The 16,176-nt window shown below is 71.9% G+C and carries 12 protein-coding genes and 1 tRNA gene; 2 read left to right on the plus strand and 11 right to left on the minus strand.

Going from position 1 to position 16,176, the window contains the following annotated elements:
• The 4 genes from AB0H78_RS10115 to AB0H78_RS10130 all read right to left on the minus strand — a co-directional run bounded on the left by AB0H78_RS10115 (position 1) and on the right by AB0H78_RS10130 (position 5,434).
• Positions 1 to 792: a S16 family serine protease gene (locus AB0H78_RS10115; RefSeq protein WP_363233804.1), complete on the minus strand. Its 792-nt coding sequence runs from the start codon at positions 790 to 792 to the stop codon at positions 1 to 3.
• A gap of 110 nt (positions 793 to 902) precedes the next feature.
• A complete protein-coding gene (locus tag AB0H78_RS10120) occupies positions 903 to 1,547 on the minus strand; it encodes a helix-turn-helix domain-containing protein (protein WP_363233805.1) in 645 nt (214 codons plus the stop codon).
• A 267-nt stretch (positions 1,548 to 1,814) separates the two neighbouring features.
• Complete coding sequence (locus tag AB0H78_RS10125) at positions 1,815 to 3,596, minus strand: DEAD/DEAH box helicase (RefSeq protein WP_363233806.1); 1,782 nt, start codon at positions 3,594 to 3,596, stop codon at positions 1,815 to 1,817.
• A 377-nt stretch (positions 3,597 to 3,973) separates the two neighbouring features.
• Positions 3,974 to 5,434 carry an MFS transporter gene (locus AB0H78_RS10130; RefSeq protein WP_363233807.1) on the minus strand — a complete coding sequence of 487 codons (1,461 nt, stop codon included), beginning with the start codon at positions 5,432 to 5,434 and terminating at the stop codon, positions 3,974 to 3,976.
• Positions 5,435 to 5,605: 171 nt separating this feature from the next.
• On the opposite strand from AB0H78_RS10130, the gene AB0H78_RS10135 reads away from it, so the two are divergent.
• Positions 5,606 to 5,677 (plus strand) — tRNA-Cys (locus AB0H78_RS10135).
• Positions 5,678 to 5,768: 91 nt separating this feature from the next.
• Here AB0H78_RS10135 and AB0H78_RS10140 read toward each other — a convergent pair.
• Positions 5,769 to 6,275 carry a DUF1269 domain-containing protein gene (locus AB0H78_RS10140; protein ID WP_363233808.1) on the minus strand — a complete coding sequence of 169 codons (507 nt, stop codon included), beginning with the start codon at positions 6,273 to 6,275 and terminating at the stop codon, positions 5,769 to 5,771.
• A 146-nt stretch (positions 6,276 to 6,421) separates the two neighbouring features.
• On the opposite strand from AB0H78_RS10140, the gene AB0H78_RS10145 reads away from it, so the two are divergent.
• Positions 6,422 to 6,823, plus strand: coding sequence for a hypothetical protein (locus AB0H78_RS10145; RefSeq protein WP_363233809.1), 402 nt, complete (start codon positions 6,422 to 6,424; stop codon positions 6,821 to 6,823).
• 14 nt (positions 6,824 to 6,837) lie between these two features.
• On the opposite strand, the gene AB0H78_RS10150 is transcribed toward AB0H78_RS10145, so the two are convergent.
• The 6 genes from AB0H78_RS10150 to AB0H78_RS10175 form a co-directional block, all read right to left on the minus strand.
• Entirely contained in the window at positions 6,838 to 9,000 is a 2,163-nt protein-coding gene (locus AB0H78_RS10150; RefSeq protein WP_363233810.1) for a germacradienol/geosmin synthase, read from the minus strand.
• 89 nt (positions 9,001 to 9,089) lie between these two features.
• Complete coding sequence (locus tag AB0H78_RS10155) at positions 9,090 to 9,497, minus strand: cytidine deaminase (protein ID WP_363233811.1); 408 nt, start codon at positions 9,495 to 9,497, stop codon at positions 9,090 to 9,092.
• Complete coding sequence (locus tag AB0H78_RS10160) at positions 9,494 to 11,806, minus strand: xanthine dehydrogenase family protein molybdopterin-binding subunit (protein ID WP_363233812.1); 2,313 nt, start codon at positions 11,804 to 11,806, stop codon at positions 9,494 to 9,496. Before AB0H78_RS10160 ends, AB0H78_RS10155 begins: the two co-directional genes overlap by 4 nt.
• Positions 11,803 to 13,353, minus strand: a complete 1,551-nt coding sequence (locus AB0H78_RS10165) for a 2Fe-2S iron-sulfur cluster-binding protein (RefSeq protein ID WP_363233813.1) — start codon at positions 13,351 to 13,353, stop codon at positions 11,803 to 11,805. Before AB0H78_RS10165 ends, AB0H78_RS10160 begins: the two co-directional genes overlap by 4 nt.
• The gene (locus AB0H78_RS10170) at positions 13,350 to 14,258 is read right to left on the minus strand and encodes an FAD binding domain-containing protein (protein ID WP_363233814.1); all 909 of its coding nucleotides are present in this window, start codon (positions 14,256 to 14,258) and stop codon (positions 13,350 to 13,352) included. The genes AB0H78_RS10165 and AB0H78_RS10170 overlap by 4 nt, the downstream gene beginning before the upstream one ends.
• A gap of 235 nt (positions 14,259 to 14,493) precedes the next feature.
• Positions 14,494 to 16,110: a beta-N-acetylhexosaminidase gene (locus tag AB0H78_RS10175; protein ID WP_363233815.1), complete on the minus strand. Its 1,617-nt coding sequence runs from the start codon at positions 16,108 to 16,110 to the stop codon at positions 14,494 to 14,496.
• Positions 16,111 to 16,176 lie beyond the last annotated feature (66 nt).

Here is a 16,176-nt window from a genome sequence, read left to right on the forward strand (position 1 = left end):
TCAGCAGCTGGGGATCTTGCCGCTGCCCTTCTCCAGCGCGGTCAGCGAGGCGACCGCGTCCTTGAGCGTGGAGACCGGGATCAGCCGCATCCCGGCGGGGAGTTCGGACGTGGCGTCCGCGCACTCGGCCTTCGGTACGAGGAAGACGTGCGCGCCGTCCCGGGCGGCGGCCTGCGTCTTCAGGGCCACCCCGCCCACCGCGCCGACCTCGCCGGAGTCGGTGATCGTGCCCGTACCCGCGATGGACTTGCCACCGGTGAGGTCGCCGCCCGCGCCGTCGCCGTCGAGCTTGTCGATGATGCCGAGGGTGAAGAGGAGGCCGGCGCTGGGGCCGCCGACGTCGGCCAGGTTCAGGGTGACCTTGGCCTTGCTCGCGCTGTCGCCTACGAAGCTCAGGGCGGCCGCGGTGGCGGCGTCCTGGGACTCCTTCATCTCGGCGAGGTTGTGCTTGTTCGCTTCTTCGCTGTTGTCGCCCGCCGGGTAGACGGAGTCGCGGGGCATCACGGCCCGGTCCGTACGGAACCAGCTGTCGACGACGTCGGACAGGCGGACGTCTGCCTCCGGGCCCGTCGCCAGGATCGTCACCATGCGGAGCTCGCCGGTGGTGGTGCGGGTGGGGGCACCACTGATGGTGATCACCGGTTTGCCTCTGTCCTCGCCGAGCACGTCGGTGGTCTGGCCGGGCTGCGCGACGGAGAACGGCAGGGGCGCGAAGGCGGCCGCGCCGAAGAGGGCGAGGACGGGGAGGGCACATAGCGCGAGGGCGCGGGGGCGCGTGAGGCGGGTGAGCACGGGGTCAATCTATCGGGCGGGGTCGGGCGGGGCCCGCGCCCCGGGGGCTCCGACCCCGGAACCCCCGGGGCACAGATCGCGCACACCCCTGGCATGGGCTTGATCTCGGCCTACCTCAGCGCGTCCGCGACCTCCTTCGCCGCCTCCACCACCCTCGGGCCGACCCGCTCGGGCACCGCCTCCGCGAGCATCACCACGCCGACGCTGCCCTCCAGGCCCGTCACCCCGACCAGCGGGGCGGCGGCTCCGGAGGCGCCTGCCTCCAGCTCGCCGTGGGTGAGCGTGTAGCCGGGGCCGTCCGCCAGGCCCCCGGCGCGGGCGGTCAGTATCGCCCTGCCCGCGGCTCCGCGGTCCAGCGGGTGGCGGAAGCCGGCCCGGTAGGCGACGTGGTAGTCGGTCCAGGTGGGCTCGACGACCGCGACGGCCAGCGCGTCCGTGCCGTCGACGAGGGTGAGGTGGGCGGTGGCGCCGATGTCCTCGGCGAGGGAGCGCAGCGCGGGCAGCGCGGCTTCCCGTACGAGAGGGTGCACCTGACGGCCCAGGCGCAGCACGCCCAGGCCCACGCGGGCGCGGCCTCCGAGGTCGCGGCGTACGAGCGCGTGCTGTTCGAGGGTGGCGAGCAGTCGGTAGACCACGGTGCGGTTGACGCCGAGTTTGTTGGACAACTCGGTGACGGTCAGGCCGTGATCGGTGTCGGCGAGCAGTTTGAGGACACGAAGTCCACGGTCGAGCGTCTGAGAGGTCTCCGCGGTCACGACGCCCACTCCTTAGGGGTGAGTCGCGGCGGTGAATCTGCGGTGTGTCGCACCACCGGTCCCATCGGCGATGCGCGCAGAGCCGCCGGCAGGCCATGGCACCGGCTGCGCTCCGGGGCGGCGCTGCCACGGGGCGTGTGCGTTTCGGGGACATTAGCGAGCTGGTCCGCTCAGCGGAAGACTCCGTCCAGAATCCGGGCAGTTATGAGGGAACGGCATCCCGATTGCCCCGGGATGCCGCCCCTTTTTGATCAGTGCGTGGCCAGGTCAGCGCATTCGCGTGGCCCACTCCTGGACCTTGGTGATCCGCGTCTGGATCTGGTGCGCGGTCGCCTCCGCGCTGGGCGGACCGCCGCAGGCCTTGCGCAGTTCCGTATGGATGACGCCGTGCGGTTTGCCGGTCTGGTGGGTGTAGGCCGAGACCATCGTGTTGAGCTGCTTGCGCAGTTCGAGGAGCTGCTTGTGGGTGACGACGGGGCGCGCCTCGGCCGGCTTCTCCAGGAGGTCGGCCTCGTTCGCCGGCTTCTGGCGGCTGTGCGCGATCTGGCGCGTCTGGCGCTTCTGGAGGAGGAGTTGGACCTGGTCGGGTTCCAGGAGGCCGGGGATGCCGAGGTAGTCCTGCTCCTCCTCGCTGCCGGGGTGGGCCTGCATGCCGAACTCGGCGCCGTCGTACAGCACTCGGTCGAAGACGGCATCCGACTCGAGGGCCTCGAAGGGGAGTTGTTCCTCGGTCTCCTCGTCCTCCAGCTTCTCGGCGTCGGCGAGGAGCTTGTCCTCCTCCGAGAAGGGGTTCTCCTCGTCGTTGCCCTTCTTGCCCTTGTCGAGCACGTGGTCGCGCTCGACCTCCATCTCGTTGGCGAAGTCGAGGAGCATCGGGATGGTGGGGACGAAGACGGACGCGGTCTCGCCGCGGCGGCGGGAGCGGACGAAACGGCCGACCGCCTGGGCGAAGAACAGCGGGGTGGAAATGGTGGTGGCGTACACGCCGACCGCGAGACGCGGAACGTCCACGCCCTCCGACACCATGCGGACGGCGACCATCCAGCGCGAGCCGTCCTCGGTGAACCGGTCGATCTTCTTCGAGGCGGCCCGCTCGTCGGAGAGGACGACGGTGACCTTCTCGCCGGTGACCCGCTTCAGGATCTTCGCGTACTCGCGGGCGGATTCCTGATCGGTGGCGATGACGAGCCCGCCCGCGTCCGGGATGCCCTTGCGGACCTCGGTGAGGCGGGTGTCGGCGGCCTTCAGGACATTGGGGATCCAGTCGCCGGTGGGCGAGAGCGCGGTGCGCCAGGCCTGGCTGATGGCGTCCTTGGTCATCGGCTCGCCGAGGCGGGCGGCGATCTCGTCGCCGGCCTTGGTGCGCCAGCGCATGTTGCCGCTGTACGAGAGGAAGATGACGGGGCGGACGACGCCGTCGGCGAGGGCGTTGCCGTAGCCGTAGGTGTAGTCGGCGGAGGAGCGCCGGATGCCGTCGTTGCCCTCTTCGTACGCGACGAAGGGGATCGGGTTGGTGTCCGAGCGGAAGGGTGTGCCGGTGAGCGCGAGGCGGCGGGTGGCCGGGTCGAACGCCTCCTGGCAGGCCTCGCCCCAGGACTTGGAGTCACCGGCGTGGTGGATCTCGTCGAGGATGACGAGGGTCTTGCGCTGCTCGCAGCGGTTGCGGTGCAGCATGGGGCGCACGCCGACACCGGCGTACGTCACGGCGACCCCGTGGTACTCCTTGCTCAGCGGGCCCGCGCTGTAGTCCGGGTCGAGCTTGATCCCTATGCGGGCGGCCGCCTCGGCCCATTGCTTCTTCAGGTGCTCGGTCGGCGCGACCACGGTGATCTGCTGCACGACGTGGTGGTGCAGCAGCCACGAGGCGAGGGTCAGCGCGAAGGTGGTCTTCCCGGCGCCGGGCGTCGCCACGGCGAGGAAGTCCTTGGGCTGCTCCTGGAGGTACCGCTCCAGGGCACCCTCCTGCCAGGCACGCAGCTTGCTGGCCGTGCCCCAGGGGGCGCGGCCGGGGAAGGCGGGTGAGAGGTGGTGGGAGGCGGTAGTAGTCACGGTCTCCGTTTCGGTGCGCGCGGTCTGGGCGGGGCGGGTGTTTCAGGCGGGCCGCCCGTACGACAACCGGGCCACCCTACCGGGGCCCGGACGGAGGACGCCCCGGGCATCGCCGTGACCTTGCACGGTGCGACCCAGGTCACAACCGAGACCTCCCCCCACCCCGCCCCTTCCCGCTGCGACATTGCGCGGCTCCGCCACGGGCGGGGCCGCACCCCCGCCCCCGCTTTCGGGGGCTCCGCCCCCGGACCCCCGCTCCTCAATCGCTGGAGGGTCGCACACCGGGGCCCGGGGGGTCTGGGGCGTAGCCCCCCACGCGGCGAAGCCGCAAATGTCACAGCCGGGAAGGGGCGGGTAGGGGAACGGCGCCGCAGGCGCTAGCCCGCCGCGCCCCGCTCCCTGAGCCGCGTCGCCACCCACATCCCCACCACCGCCACCCCCGCCATCGGCAGGAACACCGCCGCGAACGCGCCCGGGTGCGATGCCGACGACGCGTCGTGGAGCGCCCCCACCGCTCCCCCGCCCAGCGCCGCGAACATCGCTCCGCCCACCGCGAGCAGGATCACGTTCGACAGGCCGTCGGAGATCTGGAGGGCGGCGGAGTTCTCGCCCGCCTCCTCCGGCGCCGAGAGCTTCAGCAGGAGCACGCTCGTCGAGGCGATCACCATGCCCATGCCGAAGCAGCCGATCGCCCAGGCCACCGCAACGATCCACACCGGCACCGACTCGATCAGCACGCTGGGAGCCAGCGCGATGGCCACCACCACGCACAACATGCCGAAGACCAGCAGGCTCTGACGGTACGGCTCCAGGCGCGGCCGGGACTGCACCCAGGAGCCCAGCGCCCACGTCCCGCCGCCGACGGCCAGCGAGAGGCCCGCCATCGTCGGGGAGAGGCCCCTCTGGGTGACCAGCATCAGCGGCACGAAGGCCTCCGCCGCGATGAAGGAGCCCGCCGCGATCCCGCGCAGGAGTACGACGGAGGGCAGGCCCCGCGCCGCGCGGTAGGTGCCTCGCGGGAGCAGGCCCAGGACCGCGGGGACCAGGAAAGCGGCGCCGGCCGCCGCCGGGATCAGGGAGAGCCAGCGAAGGTCCTCCCCCGCGTACTGGAGGAGCGCCGCGCCCAGTGAGACCGCGAGCGCGAGCCTGATGCGGCGGCGGTCGAAGGGCGGGACCGGGGCGGTCGGGTCCGCCGGGCCCGCCGCCATGCGGCGGATCGCGGGCAGGGCGAGGGCGAGGGGGAAGACGACCAGGACCGGGATGCCGATGAACACCCAGCGCCAGCCCAGGTGTTCGGTCACCGCCCCGGAGACCAGCGGGCCTACCACCGAGGGCACCACCCAGCTCGCCGCGAACCCCGCCATGATCGCCGGGCGCAGCCGCTCGGAGTAGGCGCGGCTCACGACGACGTACAGAGCGACGATCACCAGGCCGCCGCCGAGGCCCTGCACCGCGCGGCCCGCAATGAACAGCCACATCGTCGACGCCGTGCCGGAGAGCAGCAGCCCGGCCCCGAAGGCGGCGATCCCGGCGGCCAGCGGCGCGAGCGGGCCGCGCCGGTCGGCCCACTGGCCGGAGAGGACCATGGAGAAGAGGGACGTCGTGAAGTACGCGGAGAACGCGAAGGCGTAGAGCGAGACACCGTCCAGTTCGCGCGCCGCGACGGGCATCGCCGTGCCGACGGCCGTCGCCTCGAAGGCGATCAGCAGGACGACGGTGATGATGCCGATCGAGAGCGCGCGGTGGGTCCTGCCGAGGATCCCGGTCTCCTGAGCGAGGGGCTGCACGGGTATCTCGGCGGTCGCGACCTCGGCGTCGCGTGGTTCCAGGACGGTCATGGGCTCAGAGTAAGGGGCTAAGCCGCCCTTGAACCCTGTCGCGAGGAGGGCCTCGACCCGTCCTTTGGTCCTACGACCATGAACGGCGTATGGCAGTCCCGTTGCAGCACCGCCCGCACCCTTGAGCCCCCGGACACCGTCTGCCTATGGTCGAGTCGTTCGAGTGCACCTGGCCGTGTGCCCGAGTGGTTGAGGGATTCGCCTGCAAAGCGAAGCACACGGGTTCGATTCCCGTCACGGCCTCGATCCAGAACTCACGGCGAAGTGGCTGCCTCCATGGTGCGGAGGCGGCCACTTCTCTGCGTACGGGCGTACGGACGTACGGGCCTACGGGCTACGCCTGAGCCGCCGCCTGTGCCGCCTTGGCCATCTCCCTCACGTGCTCCTCGTCCTCCGTGGAGAGCGACGTCTGCACCAACTGGCCGCCGAACTGCGCCAGTTCGGGGATCACCTTGTCGCGTGCGGCCGTCTTCACCAGCACGAAGAGGGCAGCCGCACCCGGGCGCAGGTTCTCGCTGACCTCCTTCATGAAGTCGTCGTTCACCCCGGTGTCGGTGACGGCCCCGCCCGCCGCGCCCGCCGCCGCACCCACGGCCGCGCCGAGGAACGGGACGAGGAAGAGCAGGCCGATGACGCCGCCCCACAGCGCACCGCCCGCGGCGCCCGCGGTCGTGTGGTTCACCGTCTGGTGCAGCTTGATCTTGCCGTCGGACTCGCGGCGCTCGACGACGACCGCGTCCTCCAGCTCGACGAGGTGTTCGCGGTTCATGGCGAAGAGCTTGTCGCGCACCTGGTTGGCGGTGGCGAGGTCGTTGTAGGCGACGACGAACAGATTGCTCATGCGGACTTGCTCCTCTTCGGGATGCGGTAGGTCAGGTACGACGGCACCCACTATAGGAATAAATGCGCAATTAGGTCGTATAGGACAGATAAGCACCCCTTCACAGACCCTCCACAACTGCCCCGCCATCTGCGATCATCGCGTCCATGACAGATCAAGGGCGGCGTGGGCTCGGCGTGTTCATCGGCGTGTGGCTCGTCGTGGGGCTGCTGCCGGGAGTGACCGTCGGAGCGGGCAGCGACGTGTTCCTCTCGGCCGTGCTGGCCATCATCGTCTTCGGCATCCTGACCAAGATCGTCCTGATCGCCCCGACGTCCGAGAGGCCCGCCGCACCGCTTCCGGTACTGGCGGGCCTGGCCATCGGCGGATTCATCGAGGACGTGCTGATCTGGCTGCTGATACGGCAGTTGGCCGACCAGCTGGACGCGGGCCTGCGGCTGGACGGATACGGGACGGTGATCGCCGCGGCGGCGGTCGTACGGGCCTCCATCTGGGCAGCGCTGTTCCTGCTGCCGGGACGGAAGCTGCGCGAGCCCGTGACCGACTGACCCGCGAGCCCTCCTCACCCGCCGGCGAAGACCCTCGCCGCCGAGGTCCCGATGCCCGTCGGCGCCGACGGCAGCGGCCGGATGCCCGGACGGTCGGCCAGCAGCTCCGCCTCGCCGTAACGGCGCGTGCCCCGGTGCCAGTTCAGGATCGCCACGATCCAGTCCTCCAGCTCGCGCACATGGTCGGCGAGGGCCTTGCGCCCCTCGGCATCGAGGTCGAAGTCGTCGTACAGGAGAGGGAGTTCATGTTCGGCGACGTGCTGGAACTGCCGCATCCGCTCCCGCATCAGGTCGTCGACCACCGCGAGCGCCGCCTCGTAGTCGCAGCCGAAGAACGTCTGCACCACCAGCAGGGCGTTGTGCACCTCGCCCTCGAACTCGATCTCCTTCTGGTACGAGAAGACGTCGTTGAGCAGCGCCGCATAGTCGGCGGCGGCGCCCTCCAGTGAGCGCATCGGGCCGCTGTTGTAGAGCGCGGCCGGGATGACATTGCCGCGGCGCAGGCGGGCCAGCGCCATCGTGAGGTCCGAACCGAAGGTGGCGCGGCGCATCTCGATGTAGTCGACCGGGTCGGGGACCCGGTGCTCCGCCTGGTTGGCGAGCTCCCAGAGCCAGCTGTCGAGCATCGTGTCGACGGCGCCCCGGAAGTACCGCCTCCCTTCGGCGTCCAGCGGGCCCGCCGTACGCGCCCACAGGTCGGCCAGGCCGCGCTCCATCGGGTCCATGGGGACGATGGGCGACTCGCCCTCGATCACCATCAGGGCCGCCAGGCGGTCCTTGGAGAGCTTGGCCGCCAGGAGGCTGCGGGACTGGCCGAGGACGAGCGGGTAGAAGTCGTCGGCGTACGTCCCCCACGTCAGCCACTCGGACGACAGCTCCAGCTCCTCGGGGGTCGCGTCCGGGTCGATGCCCGCCGAGCAGAGCGGGAAGTCGTAGCCGATGAGCTTGTGCTCGTCCCAGATGCCGTCGAGCATCCCCATCCGGTGCGCCCAGGCGACCGTCGCGGCCCGAGCCCCTTCGAGGTGCGGGCTCATCGAGAGCGGGAACGGCACGTCGAAATCGAGGAGTCGGGACGGGCCGGTCCGCTGGAAGGGGACATGGGCGTGGGAGCGGAGGCGGCCCAGACCGCTCGCCCCGATCAGCGCCCTGATGTCCGCGGCCGAGGTGCCGGGGCCCGACAGTGCACCGACCTCGAAGCCCCGGTCGGCCCGGCCCTCCGGGTAGCGTCCCGAGGCGGCGTGCCACTCGTGGCCGCCCGACTGCCAGTCCTGCAGGCCCTTCACGTAGAGCAGCGTGTCCGCGACACCCTGCGGATCGACGCCCTTCTCCACGAATTCCGGGGCCAGTTCGGTGAGGGCGGTGTGCTCGAACTGCTGCAGGCGCGAGGTGATCAGGTCGTTGACCGCGTCCGCCGCCTCCTGCGTCGTACAGCCCAGAAAGGTCTCCAACACCAGGACACCGTTGGAGAGTTCACCCTCGTCATGGATCTCGCGGTCGTACGAGAACAGGTCGTTGCGCAGGTGCACGCCGTCCGAGAAGGCGTCCTTGAGGACCCGCAGGGGGCGAGAGGCGGCGATGGGGGCGGGGATCTCGGCGGTGACGTACTCGACCAGGCCCGCCGACCAGGGCGCGCCGCCCACCTTGCGGCGCATCTCGATGTACTCGACGGGGTTCGAGATGCGGCCCGCGTTGATGTTGGAGAGCTCCCACAGGGATTCGTTGAGGAGGTGCTCGGTGGACTCCGCGAACCGCGCCCGCCAGTCGAGCGACATGGACGGGACGGTGCGGGCCCAGAGGTCCGCCAGACCCGCCTCGACGGGGTTCTGCGGCTCGGGGAAGCCCGCGGACAGGTCCATGGGCATGAACGCCGGGAGCCGGTCCAGATAGGCCTTGCCGCCCTCGCGGTCGTGCGTGTACTTGAAGAGCTTCAGGAAGTGGTCGTCGAAGAAGAAGACCCAGACGTACCAGTCGGTGACCGTCGCCAACTCCTCGGCGGTGCAGTCCGGATGGGCCCACGAGCACAGCAGTGCGTAGTCGTGGGAGTCGAGGTCCTTCTCCTCCCAGACCCCCGAGCCCTCCAGCATCCCCATGTCCCGCGCCCACTGCTTCGTGTGGGCCCTCGCCTCTTCGAGGTGGGGATTGAGCCGTGCCGGGTGAGGCAGATAGAACTCCGGCATGACAAAACTCTTCGCCACTGCGGTCCGGCCTTTCCCACGAGGTCACTGAACGCGGTCAGCACTACCCGTGGCCCGGCGCGGCCATCCGCTCAGAGCTGGTGATCTGCCCAAACGTATGACTCGGGCAGCAAATCCCGGACAGGGACCGCCCGTACGTGCTCACCGTCCCCGCCGCCGCGACCGCCCCCGAGGAGCACCCGGATCTCCGGGAAGTAGTCGAGCAGGACCTGGCGGCAGCGGCCGCACGGCGGCACGATCCCCCGGCCTCCATCGCCGACCGCGACGATCGCCGTCAGGTCGTACGCGCCCTGGGCGGCGGCCGCCCCGATGGCGACCAGCTCGGCGCAGGGGCCGCCGGTGAAGTGGTAGACGTTCAGGCCGGTGACGATCCGGCCGTCCGACGTGCGCACCGCCGCGGCCATCGTGTGGTTCTCACCGCGGCAGCCCGTGGCCGCCAACTCCGTTGCCGCCGCCACGAGTTCACTGTCACCACTCATGGAGCCGTCGTCACCACGGCCGCCTGCGGCCGGATCGGCAGTCTGCTGACCGGGCGCCCGGTGGCTGCCCGTACGGCCGACGCGACCGCCGCCGGAGAGGCCACCACGGGGGCCGCGCTCACCGGCTTCGCGCCGAAGGGGGCGACCACGTCGCGCTCCTCGACCAGCTTCACGATGCGGATGTCCGGGGCGTCCAGTGCGGTCGGCAGGGCGTAGCCCGTGAGGTCGGGGTGGCGGACGACTCCGCGCGTGGTGCGCAGGTTCTCGGTGAGCGCCGCGCCGACGCCGAGGGTCACTCCGGCCTCGATACGGGCCGCCAGCTGACGGGGGTTGAGGATCCGGCCCACGTCCTGGGCGACGGCCATCTCCACCACCCGTACGGAACCGAGCTCGATGTCCACGTCCACGACCGCGCGGATCGCACAGAAGGCGAGACCCACGAAGGCGTCGCCCTGGCCGTTCTCATCGAGCGGCTCGGTCGGGTGGGGCCGGCACTGGGCGGTGGCCCAGAGCTCCTTGCCGTCCAGCGCTTCGGTGACGGTGGTCGAGAGCACACCGTCGTAACTCGTGATCTTGCCGTCGGCGATCTGCAGCAGCTCCGTCGACATCCCGAACTTGTGCGCCAGGGGCTGGAGAAGCTGGGTGCGCACCATCTTGGCGGCCCGCTCGACCGCGCCGCCCGAGACCCAAGTGTGGCGCCCGTGCGTCGCGGGCCCGGCCGGCGGCTGATCGGTGTCGACGGAGGCGACGTGCACCTCTTCGATGCCGAGGGTCTCCTGGACGATCTGCCGGGCGAGCGTGGTGAAGCCCTGACCGGTCTCGACCGCCGCGCAGATCACGGTCGCGATCCCGTCGTGCACCTTCACGGTGGCGGTGGAGACCTCGTCCTGGCCCTCGGCGCCGAGCATGTGGACCATGCCGACGCCATAGCCGACTCCACGGCGTACGGCACCGGGCTCGCCCGCGCCCTCGGGGCCTCCGGGCAGCAGCCACTCGTCCTCGGGGGTGTCCATGGGCAGCTCGGGCAGCGGGAAGTCCCGTACGGCGCGCAGCAGTTCGGCCACGGGGGCCGGGCAGGTGACGGTCTGTCCCGTGGGCAGCAGGTCGCCGGTGGCGAGGACGTTGCGCAGGCGCAGCTCGGCCGGGTCGATGGACAGCTTGGCGGCGAGCTTGTCCATCTGACCCTCGTACGCGGCACACACCTGCAGGGCGCCCTCGCCCCTGACGTGACCGGACGGCGGGTTGTTGGTGCGTACCGCCCAGCCCTCGATAAAGGCGTGCGGCACGACGTAAGGCCCGCAGGCGAAGGAGACAGCGGCGGCGAGCGACTCGGACGAGGCGTCGGCGTACGCGCCCGCGTCGAGGAGGATCTGCGCCTCGACCTTGACCAGGCGGCCCTCGGCGTCCGCGTGGTGGCGGTAGCGCAGGATCGTCGGGTGGCGGTGGGCGTGGCCGAGGAAGGACTCCTCGCGGGTCGCGGCGAGCTTGACCGGGCAGCCGGTCTTCAACGCCAGGAGTCCCAGCGGGAGTTGGAAGCCGCTGTCCTCGCGGTCGCCGGTCGCGCCCGGCACCCCGGTGACGACGACCTTCACCCGGTCCGGCTCCAGGCCGAAGCAGGCGGCGGCCAGATCGCGGTCGGTGTGCGGGTCGGTGGACGCGGTGTAGAGCTCGACGCCGCCGTCGGGGCGGGGCACGGCGAGACCGGCCTCGGCGCCGATGGGGGCGGTGTCCTGGCGGCCGATGCGGTAGAGCCCCTCGACGACGACGTCGCCGGTGACGTCCGGGTCGCCGTAGCGCAGCGGGATGTGCCGGATCAGATTGCCGTCGGGGTGCAGCGGCTCGGCGGCGAAGGCCTTCTCCGGGTCGGTGACCGGCTCCAGGACCTCGTACTCGACCGCGATGGCCGCCACCGCGAGGCGCGCGGTGTCGGGGTGGTCGGCGGCGACGGCGGCGATCGGCTCGCCGTGGTGGCGTACGAGGTCGGAGGCGAAGACGGGGCGGTCGGCGACGGTGCGGCCGTGCGCCGTGTCGCCGGGGATGTCGGCGTGCGTGACGACGGCCCGCACGCCCGGCATGGCGGCGGCGGCCGAGGTGTCGATCGCGGTGATCCGGGCGTGGGCGTGCGGAGAGCGCAGGATCGACGCCCAGAGCAGGCCCTCGGCCCACAGGTCGGAGGCGTACGGGAACGTGCCCTCGGCCTTGGCGCGCGAGTCGGCGGACGGGAGCGACGCGCCGAGCCCGTGGGCGGGCGGCTCCTGCTCGGTGGCGCCCGGCTCGGTGGCCGTCGCGGTGGCCGCGTCGTTGCTCACGCCATGCCTCCGTCATGCAGGTGCGGTTGCTGCTGGACGCTGCCCGCGCCCGGGGGTGCCTGGTGCGGGATCCGGGCTTCCTCGGCGCTCGCGCCGGCGGCCGCCTCACGCCCGGCGACGACTTCGGCCACGGCGTCCAGGACGCCCCGGTAGCCGGAGCAGCGGCAGAGGTTGCCGCAGAGCGCCTGGCGGGTTTCGAGCTCGGTGGGGGCGTGGTTGCCCTCGAGGAGGTCGTGGACGGTCATGGCCATGCCGGGGATGCAGAAGCCGCACTGGACGGCCCCGCACTGGGCGAGGGCGCGCTGGACGTCGGAGGGTTCGCCGTCGGTGGCGAGCCCTTCGACCGTACGGACCTCGGATCCGGCGGCGGTGGCCGCGGGCACCAGGCAGGAGGCGACGAGCCGCCCGTCGACCTGGACGTTGCAGGCCCCGCACTCGCCCTGCGAGCAGCCGTCCTTGGCCCCGGCGAGGCCGAGGCGCTCGCGCAGGACGTAGAGCAGCGATTCGCCGATCCAGGCGTCGGTGACGGGCCGGTCGGCGCCGTTGACGCGCAGGACGTAGGAGGCGGGGGTGTGCTCGCTGTGGAGGGCGGGGAGCGCGGGCTCGGAGTCGGGGGTGGGAACCTCGGCGTCGTCGGCGCTGTCGTACGCCGTGTCCTGCTCGGGCTCCTGCGCCTGCTCGGGCTCCTGTGCCTGCTCCGGGTCCTGTGCCTGCTCCGGTACGAACTCGGCCGCCGCGCCGGGCTCCTCGGGCTCGGGCTCGGCCTCGGTCTCGGCGGGCGCGAACGCCTCGTCGGGTACGGGCGTTCCCTGCGCCGGGGTCCCGTCGCCCGCCACCGCCCAGGGGGCAGCGGCGCCGCCCGGCAGGGTCGCCGGGGCCTGGTGCGTCGTGAAGTCCGTGACGGGCGTGCCCCCGGGCGGGGTGCCCTGCGCCGCCGGATCGGGCCTCGGGTCGAAGTCCCCGGCGGGCATGTCCCGCACCGCCCAGGGTGCGGCCGCACCGCCCGGCAGGGTGGCCGGTCCGCGGAGCGTCGACATCGTGAACTCGCCGGAGTCCTCGGGGACTTCACCCTCGGCGACCGGGATCGTCCACTGCCCCGTGAAGTCACTGGCGACGGGCGGAGCCTGCGGTTCGGGCTGAGTTTCGTGCTGCGGCTCGCGCTGCGGTTCGGGCTCGGGCCCTGGCTCGCTGAACGTCCACTGCCCCGTGGTCCCGTGGTCCTGCACCGGGGCGGAAGCCGGCTCCGGCTCGGGCCACTGCTGTGCCGACGCCGTCACGGGCACCGACCAGGAGCCGGTCGCCGCCGGGTCCGTACCGGCCGCGGGGGTCAGCGGCAGGATCATCGGCGGTACGTAACCGTGCCCGGGAGCCGCGAGCGGCGAGCCCGCGGGGCCCGCCCAGTCCGTGTCTCCGGCGTACTCCGAATACGCGGGCAGCTGGACGAAGGCCGTCGCCTCGGAGTCGTACTCGCCGCCCTGCGGGACCGGCTGCCAGCCGCCGTGCCCGTTACTGTGCCCGTTGTTGGCGTTCTCGTCGTTCGTGGTCATGCCAGCGCCCTCCCCAGTGCTCGACGGGCCAGTGCGGCGACGGTCCGCCGCAGATGAGTGACGGCCGGGGACAGCGGTGGCGCCTGTTCCTCGCCGTCGGCCGGGACCTGGTCCGGGATGCAGGCGGCCGCGACGTACTCCCCGAAGGCGTGCAGCGCCTCCGGTGCGAGCGCCGGCCGCTCCGTTCTCATCGCGGTCCAGTCGATCACCGAGGCGATCCACTGCTCGGCCTCCAGCGGCCGCAGCGGCATCGGGGCGATGGCGCCGACCGCGCACCGCACGCCGCGTCGCGCCGGGTCGAGGACCAGGGCGACCGAGGCGGTGGCGCGGCCCGGTCCGGTCCGCCCCGTCGCCTTCAGGAAGACCTGCGGGGCGTGCAGCAGCGGAACCCGTACAAAACCCACCAACTCGGCGGGTTCCAGCATGTCCCGGCCCGCGAGCAGATGCGAGACCGGAGTCTCGCGGCGCGCTCCGCCGGGCCCCGCGATCACCAAGGTGGCTTCCAGCGCGGCCAGTACGGGCAGCGCGTCGCCGGTCGGTGCGGCGGTGACGATGTTCCCGCCGAGCGTTCCCGCGTTACGGATCTGGGGCGGGCCCGCGGCCCGTGCGGCCGCCGCGAGCGCGGGGATGAGCGCCGCGAAGTCCGGCCGCCCCATCCGTGCGTGCGTCAGTCCCGCGCCGAGCAGCGCGTGTCCGTCCTGGTAGTGCCAGCCGCGGATCTCGCTGATGCGGCCCAGGCCCACGAGGCCCGCGGGCCTCAACAGACCCGCGTTCACGGCTGCCATGAGGTCCGTGCCGCCCGCGACGGGCACGGCGGCGGGCATGGCGGTGAGTGCCGCCACCGCCTCGTCCAGCGAGGCAGGCAGCGTCACGGCTGCCGCCGCCTGCGGTACGTACGTGCTCAACCCAGCTGCCCCTTCCAGGTCCGTCCCGGCAGTCCGCCGCGCTACGGCCGTACGCTACGTGCTCACGGGCCGGACGTGGCAACTCTGGCACATCTTCGGATCGGCCCGACGCGAGGGTCCGCGAAGGAATGATCCGTACCGGTCCACGCCGATGGTCCGATTCGCACGTCTTGTTCCGTACGGCCGTCAACGATCCCAGGATCGCGCCCGCGGGACACGCACCTTCCCCTCACGCTCACACGTTTGGGGGCGCCCCCTCGATCGGGCGTCCGAGCACGCCCGGCCGCTGCTGCCAGGGCAACGGGCCGCCGGGCGGCCGGTAGTCGACGCCCAGAGCGTCAAGTCGCCCGTAGTGGGCGCCCATTCGGCTCTCGAAGTCCGCGTAGTCGCGCTCCGCGGACGCGGGCAGGTCGGACCAGGCGACCTCCGCGAAGGCGGCCAGGCGCGGGAACGTCTGGTAGTCCACGCGGGCCTGGTTCTCCATCACCTCGGTCCACACATTGGCCTGTACGCCGATGACATGGGCGGCGGCCTCCGCGCTCAACTGCGGCGGTACGGGCTCGAAGCGGTAGACGTCCTCAAGGGTCCGTACGTACGCGATCGGCACCGGCTCCTGGTCCCCGTCCGCCTGCCGGTAGTCGAGATAGACCTGCGAGTGCGGGCACATGACGACGTCGTGCCCGGCCTCGGCGGCGGCGATCCCGCCCTCGTAACCGCGCCAGGAGGAGACGGCGGCGCCGGGCGCGAGCCCGCCCTCCAGGATCTCGTCCCAGCCGATGAGACGGCGGCCGCGCTCGGCGAGCCAGCGGTCGAAGTGCCGGATGAACCACGACTGCAGTTCGTCCTCGTCGGCCAGACCGAGTTCCTTGATGCGGGCCTGGGCGGCCGGAGAGGCCTTCCACTGCTCCTTGGGGCACTCGTCGCCGCCGACGTGGATGAAGGTCGAGGGGAAGAGGTCGAGCACCTCCTCGAAGACGCCCTCGTAGAAGCGCAGGACCGCCTCGGTGGGGGCGAGGACGTTGGGGTTGATGCCCCAGGTGTCCCAGACGGTGAGGGCGGACGTGTCGACGACGTCGGTGTTGCCGAGCTCGGGGTAGGCGGCGATGACGGCCTGCGAGTGGCCCGGGATCTCGATCTCGGGGACGACGGTGATGTGGCGCTCGGCCGCGTACGCGACGATCTCGCGGATGTCGTCGTGGGTGTAGTAGCCGCCGTGCGGGGTCTCGTTCCAGAGCTCGGAGGCCCGGTGGCCCCACTTGGAGCGGGCGCGCCAGGCGCCGACCTCGGTGAGACGGGGGTGGCGCTCGATCTGGATGCGCCAGCCCTGGTCGTCGGTGAGGTGGAAGTGGAAGACGTTGAGCTTGTGGGCGGCGAGGAGGTCGAGGTAGCGCAGGACGCCGTCCTTCGGCATGAAGTGCCGCGAGACGTCGAGCATGAGGCCGCGCCAGCCGAAGCGGGGGCTGTCCTCGATGGTCCGGTACGGGACGGCGTGCACCGCCCCCTGGCGTACGGGCGCCTTGCGGAAGGCGTCGGAGCCCAGGAGTTGACGGAGCGTCTGCGCACCCCAGAACACGCCGGCCGCACTGCCGCCGCGGATCTCGATGCCGCCTTCGGAGACGTCGAGCCGGTACGCCTCGGGACCGAGGGTGTCGTCGACGCGCAGGACCACCGCGTTCGCCGCACCCTCCTCCCCCGGCGGAAGCGGCAGTCCGAGGGCGGCGCCGAGCGTGGCGCGCAGCCATCGCTCGGTGGTCTCCGTGCCGGGTCCGGCGACGAGCCGGGTGTCCGCGGCGAGATGGAAGGTGTGGTGACCGGGGCCTTCGACGGCCCGGGGGGCCGGAATCAGATCCATGGCCCCCACCCCACCCGACCCGCCCGAGAACGGTCAAGAGGTCTACACCACTCCGTGACCAGGTGA

Source organism: Streptomyces sp. NPDC050738 (genome assembly GCF_040654175.1).
GTDB lineage: Bacteria > Actinomycetota > Actinomycetes > Streptomycetales > Streptomycetaceae > Streptomyces.